The following is a 16,934-nucleotide window of genomic DNA, read 5'->3' as shown; positions in this document are numbered from 1 at the left end:
ACAACGGGAGAAGGAGTTAGGTAGCAATGGATTTTTTGAATCGACAATGGGAAAGACTTTGGAATTACTTAAGTAATCCAGATTTATGGGTGGGAATATTTCAAGGTGCTTTACAAATTGTAGTAATTATTTTACTAGCTTTATTGATTGTAAAAGTTACGAGAAAATTTGTAGATAAATTCTTTGTTCAACGACAATCTGGTCCTATTCGAATTACGGAACGAAGAGAAAACACATTAAAAAAACTAATTAAAAATGTCGTTGCATATGTCGTTTATTTCTTAGCGATTGTAATGATTTTAGGTGTATTTAACTTTGAAATTGGACCATTACTTGCTGGTGCAGGGGTAGCAGGTTTAGCTATTGGTTTTGGCGCTCAAAACCTTGTTCGAGATATTATCTCTGGATTTTTCATTATTTTTGAAGATCAATTCTCTGTAGGAGACTATGTAGCAGTGTCTGGAGTCGAAGGTACTGTAGAAGAAATTGGATTACGTACGACAAAAATACTTAGCTGGACTGGGGAATTAAATGTGGTTCCTAATGGGAATGTGACGCAAGTAACCAATTATTCTATTCATAATGGATTAGCTATTGTTGATGTGAATATTCCTTATGAAAGTGATGTTTATGAAGCAGAAAAAGTAATTGAAGAAGTTGCTGCAGAACTACCAAATAAATATGAATTTCTACTAGAAGTTCCCCAAATTATTGGTGTTCAAAGCTTGGATGTTTCGCATTATGTTATTCGAATTATTGCAGATACATCTCCTGGATTCCAGTGGGCAGCTGAACGTAATATTCGTAAAGAACTTCAAGATAAATTATTTAAGTCTGGTATAGAGTTGCCAGCATCTAGAATCATTATGTATTCAAAAGAAGAAAAAGAGCGTTTAACAATCGATCGAGATCAAATTCGCGGTGTACAAGGACGAGAAGTATCTAAAGGTGAAGTACGAAGTGAACTAGAACGTTCTAAAGCACGTGATGATGAATAATGCGTAACGAATTGCTATAATGGTAAGAAAAAAAGGAGATACGCATGATGGAGAAAGAATTCGGCCTAAATGATGTTGTCCAAATGAAAAAAGCACATCCTTGTGGAGAAAATCGTTGGAAAATTATTCGAATGGGGATGGATATTCGAATTAAATGTTTAGGATGCCAACATAGTGTGATGATTCCTAGAAGGGATTTCACTAAAAAAATGAAGAAAGTACTAGAAAAAGGAAATAACCAGGGATAAATAATTAGATAAAATTGACTAAAACTGTAGTTAAATAGTATAATAGGTGTATATAGAGAAATGTTTTTTAAAAATGTATTAGGGTAAAGCAAAAACGGGCGTGGATTCATGCCTGTTTTTGTTTTTTACTTGCTTGTTTTTTTTATGTCTAATATCTATAATTGGATTAATGAAAGCCTTCATATGAATGGAATCCTTAAGGAGTGGAAAAAGAAGTATGGCATTAACAGCAGGAATCGTAGGTCTTCCGAATGTTGGAAAATCAACACTTTTTAATGCGATTACACAAGCTGGAGCAGAAGCTGCAAATTACCCATTTGCAACGATTGATCCAAATGTAGGAATCGTGGAAGTACCTGACGAACGATTAAATAAATTAACCGAACTTGTAAATCCAAAGAAAACAGTACCTACTGCATTTGAATTTACAGATATAGCAGGAATTGTTAAAGGCGCTAGTAAAGGTGAAGGCCTTGGAAACCAGTTCTTATCTCACATTCGTCAAGTAGATGCAATCTGTCAGGTTGTTCGTTGCTTTGAAGATGAGAATATTACGCATGTTTCTGGTAAGGTGGATCCGATTGATGATATCGAAATTATTAATTTAGAGTTAATTCTAGCAGATTTAGATACTGTTAATAAGCGATATCAGCGTGTAGAGAAGCTAGCTCGACAAAAAGATAAAGACGCTGTAGCAGAACAAGCAGTATTAGCTATAGTGAAAGAAGGATTAGAAAATGATAAGCCTGTTCGTGCATTAGAGTTTTCAGAAGAGCAATGGAAAATTGTGAAAGGCTTGCATTTACTAACTAGTAAACCAACATTATATGTTGCAAATGTGAGTGAAGATGAAGTCTCTGATCCAGATGGAAATGAATATGTACAAAAAGTAAAAGCGCATGCTGCAGGTGAAAATGCAGAAGTAATCATTGTTTGTGCTCGTATTGAAGAAGAAATTTCGGAATTAGAGCCTGAGGAAAAAGAAGAGTTCCTAGAGGATTTAGGAATCGCAGAATCTGGCCTAGATCAACTTATTAAAGCATCGTATAATTTACTTGGACTAGCTACGTATTTTACAGCTGGAGAACAAGAAGTACGTGCGTGGACATTCCGTAAAGGCATAAAGGCCCCACAAGCAGCAGGAATTATTCATACGGACTTTGAAAGAGGGTTTATTCGTGCAGAAACCGTATCTTATACAGATCTTGTTGATGCTGAAAATATGGCAACAGCACGAGAAAGAGGAAAAGTAAGACTAGAAGGAAAAGAGTACATCGTACAAGATGGAGATGTTATTCATTTCCGATTCAATGTATAATAGTTGATAAACCAAGAAATTCCCATTTAAAATAGCGTAAATTAGTTTTTCGAACACTTGTCAAGGAATACAACATTTGATATAATACTACATTGTGGGTAATTAGAATTTGATTATTCCTTGCTCTTATGAGGATAGTAAGCATACTTTCCGATAATGAGGGCCGCTAAGACCAAAAGGAGGTGTAACGGATGAGAAAATACGAAATCATGTATATCATCCGCCCAGACATAGAAGAGGAAGCGCAAACTGCTTTAATCGAGCGTTTCAACACAATTCTAACTGATAATGGCGCGGAAATTGATAAAGTTGACGAAAAAGGCAAGCGTCGTCTTGCATACGAAATCAACGATTACCGTGATGGATACTATGTAATTCTTAACTTTAGAAGTGGTGAAGAAGCAATTAATGAATTTGACCGCTTAGCGAAGTTCAGCGAAGACATTATTCGTCATATGGCTATTCAAGATGAACAATAATAAGGAGTGGTTCTGATGTTAAATCGTGTCGTACTGGTAGGCAGGTTAACGAAGGATCCTGATTTACGCTATACACCAAATGGGGTTGCAGTTGCCAATTTCAACATTGCTGTAAACAGACCTTTCTCGAATCAGCAAGGAAATCGCGAAGCAGACTTTATCAATTGTGTGATTTGGCGACGTCCAGCTGAAAATCTAGCCAATTATATGAAAAAAGGAAGTATGATTGGTGTTGACGGCCGTATTCAAACGAGAAATTTTGAAGGCCAAGATGGGAAAACCGTCTATGTTACTGAAGTAGTAGCAGATAGTGTTCAATTCCTAGAAACAAAGGGTTCTCAAGGTGGACAGGATTCATCTGGAGGTTATCAGCAAAACAGAAATCAGAACCAATATCAAAATCAAAATCAAAATCAATATGCATCTAATCAGAACCAAGATCAAGATGATCCATTTAAAAATAATGGTGAACCAATTGATATTTCTGATGATGATTTACCGTTTTAATATAATGTTTGTTCAAAGAGGATAAACTTTTTAAAATTAAATCTTTAAGTGAAGGAGTGTATTAATATGGCAGCTCGTCGCGGACGTGCAAAACGTCGTAAGGTGTGTTACTTCACAGCGAACGGAATTACGCACATCGATTACAAAGATGTTGATCTATTAAGACGTTTCATCTCTGAGCGTGGAAAAATTCTTCCTCGTCGTGTGACTGGAACTTCTGCAAAATATCAACGTAAATTAACAATCGCAATCAAACGTGCTCGTATAATGGCTTTATTGCCGTACGTTGCAGAATGATTTTATAAAGACAGCACTATGAGGTATGTACCTTGTAGTGCTGTCTTTTTATGATCTATTATTTATTATTGAAGGGAACGAATAACTATGCTTAATACAGATTTTATTAGTATTGCTTACCCTTTTACAAAAAACCATTGACTTTGAAATTATTATTTCATATTATGTATTATAATGAAATAATAATTTCTTTAAAAGGGAGCTATTAATGATGACACCATTGTCTGAATCAACGAGAAAATCAGCGGAGTATTTTTCAAAAGCTTCAGAAGTAATTCCAGGAGGGGTTACTGCCAATATTAAATATTTCGACCCACATCCACTCATAATGGAAAAGGGAAAAGGCAGTAAATTATACGATGTAGATGGTAATGAGTATATAGATTACTTATTATGCTATGGAGCCCTCATATTAGGGCATGGCCATAAGCAAGTTTTTGAGGCTGTAACAAAACAAATGATAGAGTACGGTACTACTATTTTTGGTACACCCCATAAACTGGAAACGACAATGGCAGAGAAATTGATAGAGTTATATCCGAGCATTGAAATGGTACGCTATACAAATTCTGGTTTGGAAGCAACCTTACTTGCCATTCGCACAGCAGTCGCTTTTACCGGAAAATCAAAAATTGCAAAGTTTGAAGGTCATTATCATGGTGGGTATGACCAAGTGTTGGTTAGTGTAAATCCTGATATGGAACTAGCCGGTGATCAAACAGAACCAAGAGCAATAGGTGAATCAAGGGGACTTCCAGATTATTATTTAGAAAATACGATTGTTTTACCATTCAACGATTTAGAATCAACGGAGAAGATTTTACGAGCACATGCGGATGAATTGGCATGTACTATTTTAGAGCCAATACAAAGTGGATTTATTCCTGCTGATCAGGAATTTATGGATGGACTACGTAAGATAACAGCAGAACTTGGTATATTACTTATTTTCGATGAAGTGAAAACTGGATTTCGATTATCGCTCGGAGGAGCTCAAGAAATTTATGGAATTACTCCTGATATTACAGCACTCGGTAAAGTTCTTGGTGGAGGATTTCCTGTGGGTGCTGTTGGAGGAAAAAAAGAGATTATGATGATTACTTCAGCTAGAGACGGACGTGATATATTAACCGCTGGTATGGACAATTCCAATAAACAGGAGCCGCTTTATCATAGCGGAACATATAATGGTCACCCATTGATAGTGGCTGCTGGTTTGGCAACGATAAATGAATTGGAAAAGGAAGGAACAATGGATGAATTGTTTGCGATAACCTATGCTTTACGTGAACAGCTTGAGAGAGCTTATAAGGAGCATGGAATTATCATGCAGACAATTGGTGAAGGCAGTATTTTTAATATTGTTATAGCAGAAGGTCCAATAAAAAACTATCGTGATCTTGAAAAAGCCAATTTGCAATTGAGAAAAGAAATTGATTATAAGCTATTGGAATTAGGAATTTACACAAAGCCCTTAAATCGTTATTCCATGTCTATTGTGCATACGGAAGAAGATATTGAACGTACAGTAAAAGCACATAAAGAGTCGATTAGGAGAGTATTAAATAAATAGACTGTTGAAGCGTCCAGAAGCCCTAGATCAAATTCTATTTTGTTCAGGGCTTTAATACGTTAAAATAAAATATAGAAACGATTGAAAAGGAGTATGTTTATGACGAATGTGTACCAACAAATTGCAGGAAAAATAGATGAAATGAGTAAATCCCAAGTGAAAATAGCTACTTATATTCTAGAAAATCAATCTACTGTTCCTTTTCTAACGGTTAGTAAATTGGCTAAAAAAGCAGGCGTAAGTGATGCGACAGTTGTCCGATTTGCAACTTTACTTGGCTACTCAGGATATCCAGAGATGCACAAGTTATTGCAGAACTCGGTCAAAGAACAGCTTACAACATCGGAAAGACTTAAAATCTCTCAAGAAGTATATAATCAAGAACCTATGGGCGTATATGAGGTCTTTCAAGATGATATGGCAAACATCCATACAACGATGGAGACTTTGGATGAACAAGCATTTCATCAAGCGGTAGAAAGCTTAGTAAGTGCAAGAAAAATATACATAATCGCAAACCGCAGCGCTGCAGCTCTTGGTGTGTTTCTCCAATATTATCTTGAAATGATATTAGAAAATGTCGAGTTACTACAATCATTAGAGATTTCTTCTGAAAAACTACATCAATTAAATAAAAAGGATGTCGTTATTGGAATAAGTTTTTCTCGATATACGAAGAGCACGGTTCAAATGTTCTCCTTTGCCAAGAAGAAAGACGCAAAAACGATTGCGATTACTGATAATTTGCTCTCACCCTTAGTACCTTATGCTGATATTCCGCTTACGGCTTCTAGCCAAATGCCTTCCCTGATTGATTCCTTTGTTGCACCATTAAGCTTAATTAATGCTTTAATTATGTTTGTGGGTAAAGAAAAGCAAGAAGATATACATTCCCACCTTAATGTATTAGAAGATATCTGGCAGCACTTTGATATTTTTCAAAACGGGAAGATGCAGGAGTAGTAAGTTGTGAAAAGGCTAATGTAGATTTAAATCAGCCTTTTCATTTTATGTTGAATAAATGAGTGCAATTAGTATGAATAGAAATCTAAGCATTCTAAAATTGAATTGACAAATATAGGTGAAAAAAGTAAAATTTTTGTAATCGATTACATTATAAGGGGGGATTCTTTGGCAACGATTCTAGAAGTAGCAAAAAAAGCAGGTGTTTCTGTAGCAACTGTTTCTCGTGTTCTTAATAATCGTCATCAAGTGAGAGAAGTTACTCGATCAAAAGTGGAACAAGCGATAATAGCGTTGAATTATGAGCCTAGCGTATTAGGTAGAAACTTACGTAATTCAGAAAGTCGTTTATTATTAGTTCTTATTCCTAGCATCGCCAACCCATTTTACACTGAGATTATTAATGGTATTGAAGATACAGCGATTAAAGAAGGATATAATATAATGCTATGCGAGACTGACTCTAATCCGCAACGAGAAGCGATTTATTTTAATCTTGTTCGAAACAGAATGGCAGATGGGATTATTTTAATGGACCCTACGATTAATCGAAATAATGTATTACAATTAGCAGATCAACATCCGATTGTACAGTGTAGTGAGTTTGATAAGGATGGGTTAATTTCCTATGTATCTATAAATAATGAATTAGCTGCTTATCAAGCAGTAAAGCATTTAATAAAGATTGGTAGACAACGAATCGCCCTTATTAACTCAGAGGAAAAATTTTTATATGCCAGAGAACGTCGGGCAGGATATGAAAGAGCTTTCAGAGAATATGGTCGTTCTGTTAATCCGAGTTATATGTATAATATAAAAGGGTTAAGCTTTGAAAATGGTCAACAAGCGATGCGAATGCTTTTGGAACAACAAGAAAAGCCAGATGCTGTTTTTGCAGTATCAGATGTCTTTGCGATAGGTGCACTAAAGGAAATACACGAGGCGGGTCTCTCCGTTCCAGATGAAATTGCAATTATAGGCTTTGATAAGATTAGTTTTTCCAATATGACATATCCAACATTAACGACAATAGCACAACCGATGTACCGAATGGGAAGTATATCTGCAGAGATGATTATAGCAAAAATTCGTGGAGAAAAAGTAGAAAGTCGTTTATTAGAGCATGAATTAATTATTCGAGAGTCTACATAGGAGGAGATGACTATTACAGGACAAATAGCTGTTGTTACAGGTGTAAGTCATGGAAATGGTATTGGGGCTGCGGCATGCAGAAAGTTGGCGGAACAAGGTTGTTCTATCTTTTTTACTCACTATCAATCGAAAGACAATTGGGCTTATGTGTTTCAAAAAGAAATTAGAAATAAAGGTGTAGTATGTGAGTCTATGGAGGTTAACTTGTTTGAAATATATGCTTATAAGAATATATTGAACACAGTAACCAGTAAAATCGGAACACCGTCTATTCTAGTCAATAATGCGGCACATTCTACTCGAGATGGATATAGAAAACTTACATCAGAGATTATTGACAAGCACTATCAAGTCAATATGCGTCAAACGATGATGTTAAGCGTAGCATTTGCACGTCAATTAGAGATGGAGGGACATAAGCAAGGAAGAATTATTAACCTTACATCGGGTCAATTTCAAGGTCCAATGATCGATGAACTTGCATACGTAGCTACAAAAGGAGCCATATCAGCATTTACATTGTCACTCTCAGCAGAAGTTGCCCACCTGGGTATAACAGTTAACGCGGTAAATCCAGGCCCTACCGATACAGGGTGGATGAACGGAGAATTAAAAAAAGAATTGGAATCAAAATTTTTATTTGGACGAGTGGGTCAACCGATGGATGCAGCGAAGTTAATCGCATTTCTGGCTAGTGAAGACGCTGCATGGATCACAGGACAGATAATTAACTCAGAAGGTGCTTTCTTAAGGAAATAATCTTAAAATTAAAAAATCATGTTGACAACTTCAAGAGAAACGTTATAATAAACTAAAATGTAAACGATTTCATTGTACAAACTTTTTGTACAATGGAATCGTTAAAACAAAGGGGGATTTAAGTTGAAATTAACTAAACGTATGCTTGGAATCTTGTTATTACTTGGTTTGATGCTAGTTCTTGTAGCATGTATTAATTCGTCCTCAGATGAACCAACAGATGAAAACGATTCAAATAACAGCGAAGAAGCAAATGGTGAAGAAGAACAGGTAACGATTGTTTATGCAAGAGGAGTCGATACTACACCTGCTAGTGAAGCTGTTATTAAAGCATTTGAAGAGAAATTCCCAAATATTAAAGTTGAACAACGTGAGATGCCATCTGATACAGGTCAATCCCACGATCAATATGTAACCGCATTCAGTTCACAAAGTACAGAAATAGATGTGTTTAATGCCGATGTTATCTGGCCAGCGGAATTTGCACAAGCAAATTATGCGTTAGAGTTAGATCGTTTTATTGAAAAAGATGGAATTAACTTGGAAGATTATTTTCCAGGCACCGTACAGGCTGGAAAATTTGATGGAAAGCAATGGGCAATGCCGCAATATACGGACGCTGGGGTACTTTACTACCGTACAGACATTGTGGACACTCCTCCAGAAACATGGGATGATTTAATTGTTCAAGCAGAGGAACTAAAAGGAGAAGAAGGTACAGAATTTGGATACTTAATGCAATCTGCACAATACGAAGGACTAATTACAAATGCAATAGAATTTATCGCTTCATATGGTGGAGAAGTGGTTAATGAGAATAATGAAGTTGTCGTTGATAGTCCAGAGACAGTGAAAGCTTTAGAAAAAATGAAAGAGGTCGTTGGCTCTGATTTTGTACCGTCCAATATACTTAACTTTATGGAAATTGAAACAGAAAATGCATGGATTGAAGGAAAGTCTGTATTTGCTCGAAACTGGCCATATTTGATGTCTTCTTCCAATGATGAAGAACGTTCATCCATCGTAGGCAATGTAGAAATGACAACTATGCCAGCAGGAGATGCAGGTAGTGCTTCTGCACTTGGCGGCTGGATGACGATGATTAACCGATACTCAGAGCATCCAGAAGAAGCATGGGAATTTGTTAAATTTATTTCTGGACCAGAAGGACAAAAGATATCTGCAGTTGAAGGGGGTCGTGCACCAACAATCGAAGCACTTTATGATGATGAAGAGGTGCAAGCAGTAAGTTCGTTATTTGCTAACCCTGAGTTTAGAGAAGTGTTACAAACAGCTGTTCCACGTCCAGTAACACCAATCTATCCAGAAATCTCTGATATTATGCAAATTGAAATCTCAAAAGTGTTAACTGGAGATCAATCAGCGCAAGATGCTGCAACAAATATGCAAACCAAAATGGAAGCTGCAATGAATGAATAAAACGAAAGTTAATAAGGCAAGATGGGGATTCTCTCATCTTGCCTTTATAGATAGTAAGTAAAGGAGGTACAACATGAAGAAAAATAAACGTGGCTTCCAGCTTAATGAGAAACAATTAGGATATGCAATGGTATTGCCGTCTTTAATCCTCGTTTGTATTGTTGTTCTTTGGCCAGTTGCACAGTCGTTTTGGAATAGTTTGTTCGATTATCGATTAAATGATCCCAATCGCTCCGAATTAATGCTTAGTGCCAATATAGACTTAGAAAGATATGTAGATAACCATTATTACTTAAATAGCCAATTAGATGATTTGGCAACGAAGGTAGATAGTGATGCAACAGCTAAGATTGAGGAAATGAAAGAAGGTATTAGCCATCAACATGAGCAGCTGTTGGCAGACGAAGAAACAAAACAAAAAGTAGAAAAAGTCGATGAATTATTGATGAGTTATCAGCCTGCGACGGACTCTGAACTTAAATATCAGAAGATTGACAATGATTTTTCAAATCGTTATCGAGAGGAATTGTTACATTATCAAGCATCACTGATGGAAATCGCAGAAGTAACAGCAGACGAAAACTTAAGCCAAAGTATTGAACAAACTGCAGATTTAACAGGAGCCACCAGCGAAACAATTTTACAGTCCAACTTTATTGGATTTAAAAATTATGGCAAGTATCTCCAGGATAGCAGAATGTGGGGAGCTTTATGGAATACAACATTTTTTACAGTGATTACAGTAGCGTTAGAGCTAGTGATTGGCGTCTGTATTGCCTTGTTAATTAATCGGGCATTTAAAGGCAGAGGGATTATACGAGCTTCCGTATTAATTCCATGGGCGATTCCAACAGCAGTAGCAGCAATGATGTGGGGATTTCTCTTTGATGGACAATCTGGAATTGTTGCCCATTATTTAGAAGCACTACATATCATTCCGGACGCATCATGGCTACTATCCACATCAGATGGTGGAATGTTCTCGATTATCCTCGCAGATGTATGGAAAACAACGCCGTATATGGCTTTGCTTATCCTAGCGGGATTACAAACGATACCCCAATCGTTGTATGAAGCATCGGATGTAGACGGAGCAAATAAATTTCAACAGTTTTGGAAGATTACATTACCATTATTAAAATCTTCTATTCTTGTAGCTTTATTATTTAGAACGTTAGATGCTTTTCGAGTGTTTGATTTAATCTATGTATTAACTGGCGGTGGACCGGCAAATGCTACCGAATCTATATCGGTTTACGCGTATAAAACTTTGTTCGCACAACAAAATTTTGGAGAAGGATCTGTGTTATCTGTCATCGTTTTCCTGTGTGTAGCGATTATTAGTTTCATTTATGTCAAATTAATAGGATCCGACTTGTTTGCAGGTAGAACGAAGTAAGGAGGAGAGTAGCATGAAAAAACGAGGTACAGTTGGTTTTTATATTTTCTTAGTAGTTTTTGTGTTTTTAGTGATGTTCCCATTTATTTGGGTTTTCTTAACATCGATAAAACCAGTTAATGAAATTTTTTCTTCTTTTAAATGGTTTACGAGTAATCCAACGTTATCATCTTATGAAGCTGCATTAACGAATCGTCCGTTATTAAGATATATGTTAAATAGTTTTGTCGTCTCGATGTTAACGACGGTATTGTCACTAACTTTTGCAGCATTTACGGCGTATGCCGTTACAAGACTGCCAATCAAAGGAAAAGGATTAATTTTAGGGCTAGTTTTAGCAGCATCGATGTTTCCCCAAATTGCGATTATATCACCGATGTTTAATTTAGTGACAAACCTCGGGTTAAGAAATAGTTACTTAGGATTAATTATTCCATATATTACGATTAGTTTACCGCTAGCTATTTGGATTCTTTCTACTTTCTTTAAGAAGATACCATATGAATTGGAGGAATCAGCAAAGTTAGACGGTGCCAGTCCATTTCAGACCTTTCGAAAAATTATTTTACCTCTTGCAACACCTGGTATATTTACGACGGGAATTCTCGTATTTATTGCTGCGTGGAATGAATATCTATTTGCCTTAACGATTAATAGTGATGACCAGTGGCGGACAGTACCCGTTGGAATTTCCATGTATCAAAGTGAATTTTCAATTCCATGGGGAGATATTTCAGCTGCGACGGTGATTGTAACGATTCCCATTGTAGTACTTGTATTAATCTTCCAACGGCGAATTGTATCGGGATTAACGTCAGGATCTGTAAAAGAATAAAACACAGAAGGAGAGGAATGTAACATGACAAGACCCATTCAAGTAGGGATTATTGGTTGTGGTGGTATTGCGTTTGGTAAGCATTTACCAAGCTTAACAAAGCTAGAACATGTAAATATAGTTGCTTTTTGTGATATTGATAAGGGAAAAGCAGAGCGTGCAGCAAAAGAATATGGAGCGGAAGATGCTGTAACTTATGAAGACTACATTCAGCTAATTGAGAAATCTCCTGTAGAGGTAGTCCATGTGTGTACGCCGAATAATTCGCATGCGGAGATCAGCATTGCAGCACTGCGTGGAGGTAAGCATGTAATGTGTGAAAAACCGATGGCCAAAACAGTAGAAGAAGCACAGGCAATGGTAGATGCAGCTAAAAAATATAATAAGAAGTTAACAATTGGCTATAACAATCGTTTTCGTCCGGATAGTCAATATTTGAAAAAAATCTGCCAGCGTGGAGATCTTGGTGACATCTATTTTGCGAAAGCACACGCCATTCGCAGGCGTGCTGTACCAACGTGGGGTGTGTTTTTAGATGAAGAAAAGCAAGGTGGTGGACCATTAATCGATATCGGTACACATGCTCTGGACCTTACGCTTTGGATGATGGATAATTATGAACCAAAATCTGTTATGGGAACAACACATCACCAATTGGGAAAGAAAAAAGACGCAGCAAATCCGTGGGGACCATGGAATCCAAATGAATTTACAGTAGAAGATGCGGCATTTGGTTTTATTACAATGAAAAATGGTGCCACGATTATCTTAGAATCAAGCTGGGCCCTGAATTCGTTGGACGTCGATGAGGCAAAGTGTTCGCTTAGCGGTACAGAAGGTGGAGCTGATATGAAAGAGGGTTTGCGACTCCACGGTGAGGACTTAGGTGAACTATACACGAAAAAAGTGAACCTTGGACCGGGTGGCGTCGCTTTTTATGATGGTGATACGGAAAGCGATGCTGAACTAGAAGCAAGAATGTGGATTGAATCAATTATCAATGAAGAAGAGGCAACAGTACTGCCAAAAGAGGCACTAGTTGTTACTCAGATTTTAGAAGCAATTTATCAATCTGCGAAAACGGGAAAAGCTGTATATTTTGATTAGAGGAGTTGAAGAATTATTATACAGGTTGCGTTATTAAGTCGATGGCATGTGCATGCGGATGACTATGCAAAAGAAGCTTTAGAAAACCCTGACATTCAAATTAAAAAGGTATGGGATGATAATGTAGAACGGGGAGAGCAATGGGCAAAAGAGTTAGATGTCCCGTTTGAAGAAAATATCGATAAAGTAATGAAAGACGATGATATTGATGCAATTATTGTTACAACTTCTACCAACTTACACACGGAAATATTATTGAAAGCTTGCCAACATAACAAACATATTTTTACAGAGAAAGTACTTGCATTATCTGTAAAGGAAAGTGAGGAAATATGGAAGGCGAAATTGAAATACAATGTTCAGTTGATGGTTTCGTTACCGAGGCTAACAGAAAAAGAGTTTCTATGTGCAGAGGAAGCAGTAGAAAAAGGATGGCTTGGGAATGTAACGATGATTCGCTGTCGATTGGCACATGATGGTGCAGTAATCCCAGATGGAGAAGAATTTGGGTGGTTGCCTGACCGATTTTATGATAAACAAAGAGCTGGTGGAGGTGCTTTAGTAGATTTAGGGGCGCACCCTATTTATTTAACCAACCGTCTTATGGGCAAGTCCATATCGGTATACGCCCATTTACAGTCGATAAGTGATCAGTATGAGGTGGATGATTCTGCGGTCGTGACAGTAGAATATGAGTCAGGAGCACTCGGGATAATCGAGACTAGTTTTTTATCTCATGGGAGTCCTTTTCAGTTACAGTTGTATGGAACGGAAGGAACATTGTTAGCAGAGGACGGAAAAGTAAAAATCAAACGTAAGCAATACCAGGACGATAAATGGTTGGAACTAGAAGCACCAAAACAAATAGCATCTCCAATGAAACAGTGGGCTGATGCTATCCAAAAGAATAGTACGCCAACCATTACCAAGGATGATTTTTTACAATTAACCGTAATCAACCAGGCTGCTGACTTATCGCATAAACAAAAGAAACGAGTAGAAATTCGTTGATAGTAATATGGAAAAATGAGCACTTTTTTAAAGAGGTGTTCATTTTTCTTTTTTGTAGGGAATTAACATGGTAAAAATTTCTTATTTTTTTGTTGTAGAATAGTAATTTTATGGTAATATATACTTATGAATTTGAAATAAATGGATGTGAGGTGAGAGGATGTTATTGTCAGGTGTATTGAAAATTGTTGGTTCTGGTTTCGAATTTATTTTAGGGATTCCTGCTTTAGGTGGATCTATAATATTAGCTCTTTATTGGACACCGCTATTATTTATGTTAGTTTATCATATTATTACATTAATATTTTCAAAGAATGCTAATAAACCGATATGGGGGCCAGTTGTAGGTATCGTAGCTAGCACAGTAGGTTTTATTCCAGGTCTAGGAATGATGCTACATTGGGCTGCGTTTATTTGTCTATTAATTGATGGAGTTTTGACATTTACAAAGTCAAAAGATAGGGTAACACAAGATATTGCATAATGGCTTATAATTTTTCCGAACTACTTAAGTAGTTCGGATTTTTATTTTCAAATACTTAATCTTAACTTATTAAGGAGTCTAGCACTCTTTTGAATTCTTCGGGTTTTTGGGTTCCGATGACTACGGTTTCATGTTTTAGTTTCAATTCTATTCCCTTCTTGCCAATCACATTATAAGCGGTCTCGCCATCTGTATTAAATCGAATGCCCCATCCTCCAAATCGCTTGATCGGACTGTAGGAAATACTTTCGTAATGCTGTATATCTTTGAAAAGGAACTTTCTATACCGGAGATGTAAAGGAAAAAAGCGAATATAAATACCGTCGCTATAAACTTTGGTTCTCAACTTTAAAAGTCCTAACATAAATACGGGAAAGATAATACCAAAGAGCGCCCAAAAAACGATAGTAACTACGTCCGGTGCAGGGTTACTTCCTACTGTTTTACCGAATATGATTTGTTGTATAAACTCATACCACATATCCAGGGCAATAATTAATATTAATATCCATATCCAAATTTGCCGAAATCGCTGTGTTTCATGAAATAAAGTCTGGTTAACTTGCATTTACAACACCTCTTTTTAACTTAAATAGTATTGTTATTGATAGTTTACTTGAAAAAAAAAGATAAAAGCATCTTTATATAAAGTTAATATATAGAATTGGCTAAATATTCTATTCATATTCGTATGGAAATGGTATATTAAAGACGATAATTATGTTTTGGATGTGAATAATAATGCTACATACCACTCGTTTAACATTTCGTCCTTATTGTGATGACGATTTTCCTTTTCTCCAATCTTTATTACAGGATCCAGAAGTGGTTCGTTTTATTGGAGATGGTAGCATAAAAGACGATAAAGCTTCCAACGCTTTTCTCCAATGGATTTATGATACATATAAATATGGGAATGGTATTGGCCTACATGTTCTTATAAATAAACAAAATGAGCGGGTAGGACATGCAGGGCTTGTTCCACAAACTGTAGAAGGAAAAAGCGAAATTGAGATAGGATATTGGATTGCTAAAAACCATTGGGGAAAAGGATATGCCACGGAAGCTGCGCAAGCATTGTTCGCATTTGCACGGAAAAATATGAAGGTTGATCGTGTTATTTCATTAATACAGCATGAGAATACTGCATCTCGTAACGTAGCGAAGAAACTAATGATGAAGGTAGAAAAAGAAATCATTCTGAAAGATAAGGTAGTATGTGTGTATTCTGTTCAATTATAATCCGTTTTTACGAAAATTAGATTAGACGATAAAGGGACGGTGCAATGAAGATGAATATCAATTATCATTTCTGGAATTTAGTAGTTATCGTTGATTCGCATAATAATATCTTATTATTGGAGAGGAATAAGGGAGATTTTGATGGATATGTTCCACCAGGAGGAAAAGTGGAGTTTCCAGAGACATTTGAAGAATCTGCAAAGCGAGAAGTTTATGAGGAGACGGGATTAAAGCTAGACCAATTGGAGCTAGTAAGTATATCCGGGTATATTAACGAACAAAAACTTGAGCAGTTTGTTTATTTGGATTATTTCTCGAATGACTTTTCTGGAGAGTTAATGGAAGCTGGGACAGAAGGGAGATGCCTATGGCACCCAATTGATCGCTTGGATGAAATATTGATTCACCCAGATATAAAAGTTCGTATTCGACATATACTGGCGAAGGATTCTTTTGAATATCAGATTTATTGGGATGAAAGAAAAAATAAACCTTCCGAACGTAGGCTAACCGTATATCAACGTCAATAATAAGCGAAGGAATGAAAATCATAAAGGGATTCATTCCTTTTTTAGTGTGGAAATCAAGCTCGGTTTCAAGCTGTTGATATGAAGTAATTTCGGTACTAATTATGACTTTCTTCTTTTTGGGTAATGCTGAATCATAATAAACAATAACCCTAAACTAAATAAAAATGTGAAAAAGAGAAAAGAATCATTTACCTGCCAAATAAATGAAATAAACGTAAATAATAAAAACGGGATTGTAACAGTACAAGCACTCATTTTCCAAAGTAACCCATAAGTTAATTTACGTTTCATAAGATGAGAGATTCCTTTTCCTACATATGCAATGATAGATATAGCAATAAACACAAAAACGGTCATAATTAAATAATAGAACATAAAGAAATAGATAAACTGAAATATGATATTCATATCTGCGCCGATTCCATTAGACTGGTTTAAACGATTTATCCATTCCGGTATCGATACAATCGCTAACATGATAATTAAATATATTATGATCATATCCATTCCAATTCGATTTAATTGAAATAGGGCCTTTTTTTGCGGTAATTTTATACTGTGTTTTAATATTTCAAGGAAAATCATATAAGCC

20 protein-coding genes are annotated in these 16,934 nt (G+C 36.2%); 18 read left to right on the top strand and 2 right to left on the bottom strand.

What is annotated here, in order from left to right; translation table 11 throughout:
- The first annotated feature begins 26 nt into the window (after positions 1 to 26).
- The 16 genes from AQ616_RS03090 to AQ616_RS03015 all read left to right on the top strand — a co-directional run bounded on the left by AQ616_RS03090 (position 27) and on the right by AQ616_RS03015 (position 14,570).
- A complete protein-coding gene (locus tag AQ616_RS03090; protein ID WP_017798750.1) occupies positions 27 to 998 on the top strand; it encodes a mechanosensitive ion channel family protein in 972 nt (323 codons plus the stop codon).
- Positions 999 to 1,042: 44 nt separating this feature from the next.
- Complete coding sequence (locus AQ616_RS03085) at positions 1,043 to 1,246, top strand: DUF951 domain-containing protein (protein WP_039819694.1); 204 nt, start codon at positions 1,043 to 1,045, stop codon at positions 1,244 to 1,246.
- A gap of 217 nt (positions 1,247 to 1,463) precedes the next feature.
- Entirely contained in the window at positions 1,464 to 2,564 is a 1,101-nt protein-coding gene (ychF, locus tag AQ616_RS03080; RefSeq protein ID WP_017798748.1) for a redox-regulated ATPase YchF, read from the top strand.
- A 191-nt stretch (positions 2,565 to 2,755) separates the two neighbouring features.
- Positions 2,756 to 3,043, top strand: a complete 288-nt coding sequence (rpsF, locus tag AQ616_RS03075) for a 30S ribosomal protein S6 (RefSeq protein ID WP_017798747.1) — start codon at positions 2,756 to 2,758, stop codon at positions 3,041 to 3,043.
- A gap of 15 nt (positions 3,044 to 3,058) precedes the next feature.
- Positions 3,059 to 3,550 (top strand): single-stranded DNA-binding protein, encoded by a 492-nt coding sequence (gene ssb, locus AQ616_RS03070; protein ID WP_069685045.1) that lies wholly within the window; start codon positions 3,059 to 3,061, stop codon positions 3,548 to 3,550.
- 66 nt (positions 3,551 to 3,616) lie between these two features.
- Positions 3,617 to 3,847, top strand: a complete 231-nt coding sequence (gene rpsR / locus AQ616_RS03065; protein WP_017798745.1) for a 30S ribosomal protein S18 — start codon at positions 3,617 to 3,619, stop codon at positions 3,845 to 3,847.
- A 208-nt stretch (positions 3,848 to 4,055) separates the two neighbouring features.
- Positions 4,056 to 5,420: an aspartate aminotransferase family protein gene (locus AQ616_RS03060; protein ID WP_069685044.1), complete on the top strand. Its 1,365-nt coding sequence runs from the start codon at positions 4,056 to 4,058 to the stop codon at positions 5,418 to 5,420.
- A 99-nt stretch (positions 5,421 to 5,519) separates the two neighbouring features.
- On the top strand, positions 5,520 to 6,383 hold the full coding sequence (locus AQ616_RS03055) for a MurR/RpiR family transcriptional regulator (protein WP_069685043.1): 864 nt from the start codon (positions 5,520 to 5,522) through the stop codon (positions 6,381 to 6,383).
- Positions 6,384 to 6,551: 168 nt separating this feature from the next.
- Complete coding sequence (locus AQ616_RS03050; protein WP_017798742.1) at positions 6,552 to 7,535, top strand: LacI family DNA-binding transcriptional regulator; 984 nt, start codon at positions 6,552 to 6,554, stop codon at positions 7,533 to 7,535.
- Positions 7,536 to 7,541: 6 nt separating this feature from the next.
- Positions 7,542 to 8,294 (top strand): SDR family oxidoreductase, encoded by a 753-nt coding sequence (locus tag AQ616_RS03045; protein ID WP_017798741.1) that lies wholly within the window; start codon positions 7,542 to 7,544, stop codon positions 8,292 to 8,294.
- Between the two features lie 123 nt (positions 8,295 to 8,417).
- Positions 8,418 to 9,734, top strand: a complete 1,317-nt coding sequence (locus tag AQ616_RS03040; RefSeq protein WP_069685042.1) for an ABC transporter substrate-binding protein — start codon at positions 8,418 to 8,420, stop codon at positions 9,732 to 9,734.
- 73 nt (positions 9,735 to 9,807) lie between these two features.
- Entirely contained in the window at positions 9,808 to 11,133 is a 1,326-nt protein-coding gene (locus AQ616_RS03035) for a carbohydrate ABC transporter permease (protein WP_069685041.1), read from the top strand.
- 13 nt (positions 11,134 to 11,146) lie between these two features.
- On the top strand, positions 11,147 to 11,968 hold the full coding sequence (locus tag AQ616_RS03030; RefSeq protein WP_069685040.1) for a carbohydrate ABC transporter permease: 822 nt from the start codon (positions 11,147 to 11,149) through the stop codon (positions 11,966 to 11,968).
- Between the two features lie 24 nt (positions 11,969 to 11,992).
- Positions 11,993 to 13,075, top strand: a complete 1,083-nt coding sequence (locus AQ616_RS03025) for a Gfo/Idh/MocA family protein (RefSeq protein ID WP_069685039.1) — start codon at positions 11,993 to 11,995, stop codon at positions 13,073 to 13,075.
- Positions 13,076 to 13,123: 48 nt separating this feature from the next.
- Positions 13,124 to 14,086: a Gfo/Idh/MocA family protein gene (locus AQ616_RS03020; protein ID WP_077596056.1), complete on the top strand. Its 963-nt coding sequence runs from the start codon at positions 13,124 to 13,126 to the stop codon at positions 14,084 to 14,086.
- Positions 14,087 to 14,246: 160 nt separating this feature from the next.
- Entirely contained in the window at positions 14,247 to 14,570 is a 324-nt protein-coding gene (locus AQ616_RS03015; protein ID WP_017798735.1) for a hypothetical protein, read from the top strand.
- Between the two features lie 61 nt (positions 14,571 to 14,631).
- Here AQ616_RS03015 and AQ616_RS03010 read toward each other — a convergent pair whose 3' ends face one another.
- On the bottom strand, positions 14,632 to 15,138 hold the full coding sequence (locus AQ616_RS03010; RefSeq protein WP_069685037.1) for a DUF6141 family protein: 507 nt from the start codon (positions 15,136 to 15,138) through the stop codon (positions 14,632 to 14,634).
- 173 nt (positions 15,139 to 15,311) lie between these two features.
- Here AQ616_RS03010 and AQ616_RS03005 point away from each other — a divergent pair, with 173 nt between their 5' ends.
- Entirely contained in the window at positions 15,312 to 15,812 is a 501-nt protein-coding gene (locus AQ616_RS03005) for a GNAT family N-acetyltransferase (protein WP_069685036.1), read from the top strand.
- Between the two features lie 44 nt (positions 15,813 to 15,856).
- Positions 15,857 to 16,342, top strand: a complete 486-nt coding sequence (locus AQ616_RS03000; RefSeq protein ID WP_084822422.1) for an 8-oxo-dGTP diphosphatase — start codon at positions 15,857 to 15,859, stop codon at positions 16,340 to 16,342.
- 99 nt (positions 16,343 to 16,441) lie between these two features.
- Here AQ616_RS03000 and AQ616_RS02995 read toward each other — a convergent pair whose 3' ends face one another.
- On the bottom strand, positions 16,442 to 16,819 hold the full coding sequence (locus AQ616_RS02995) for a DUF1189 family protein (RefSeq protein WP_240490461.1): 378 nt from the start codon (positions 16,817 to 16,819) through the stop codon (positions 16,442 to 16,444).
- Positions 16,820 to 16,934: the final 115 nt, after the last annotated feature.

Source organism: Oceanobacillus sp. E9 (assembly GCF_001741975.1).
GTDB classification, from domain to species: domain Bacteria; phylum Bacillota; class Bacilli; order Bacillales; family Amphibacillaceae; genus Oceanobacillus; species Oceanobacillus kimchii.
Note: the sequence above shows the minus strand (reverse complement) of the source record. Positions and strands in the feature narration are given on the sequence as shown.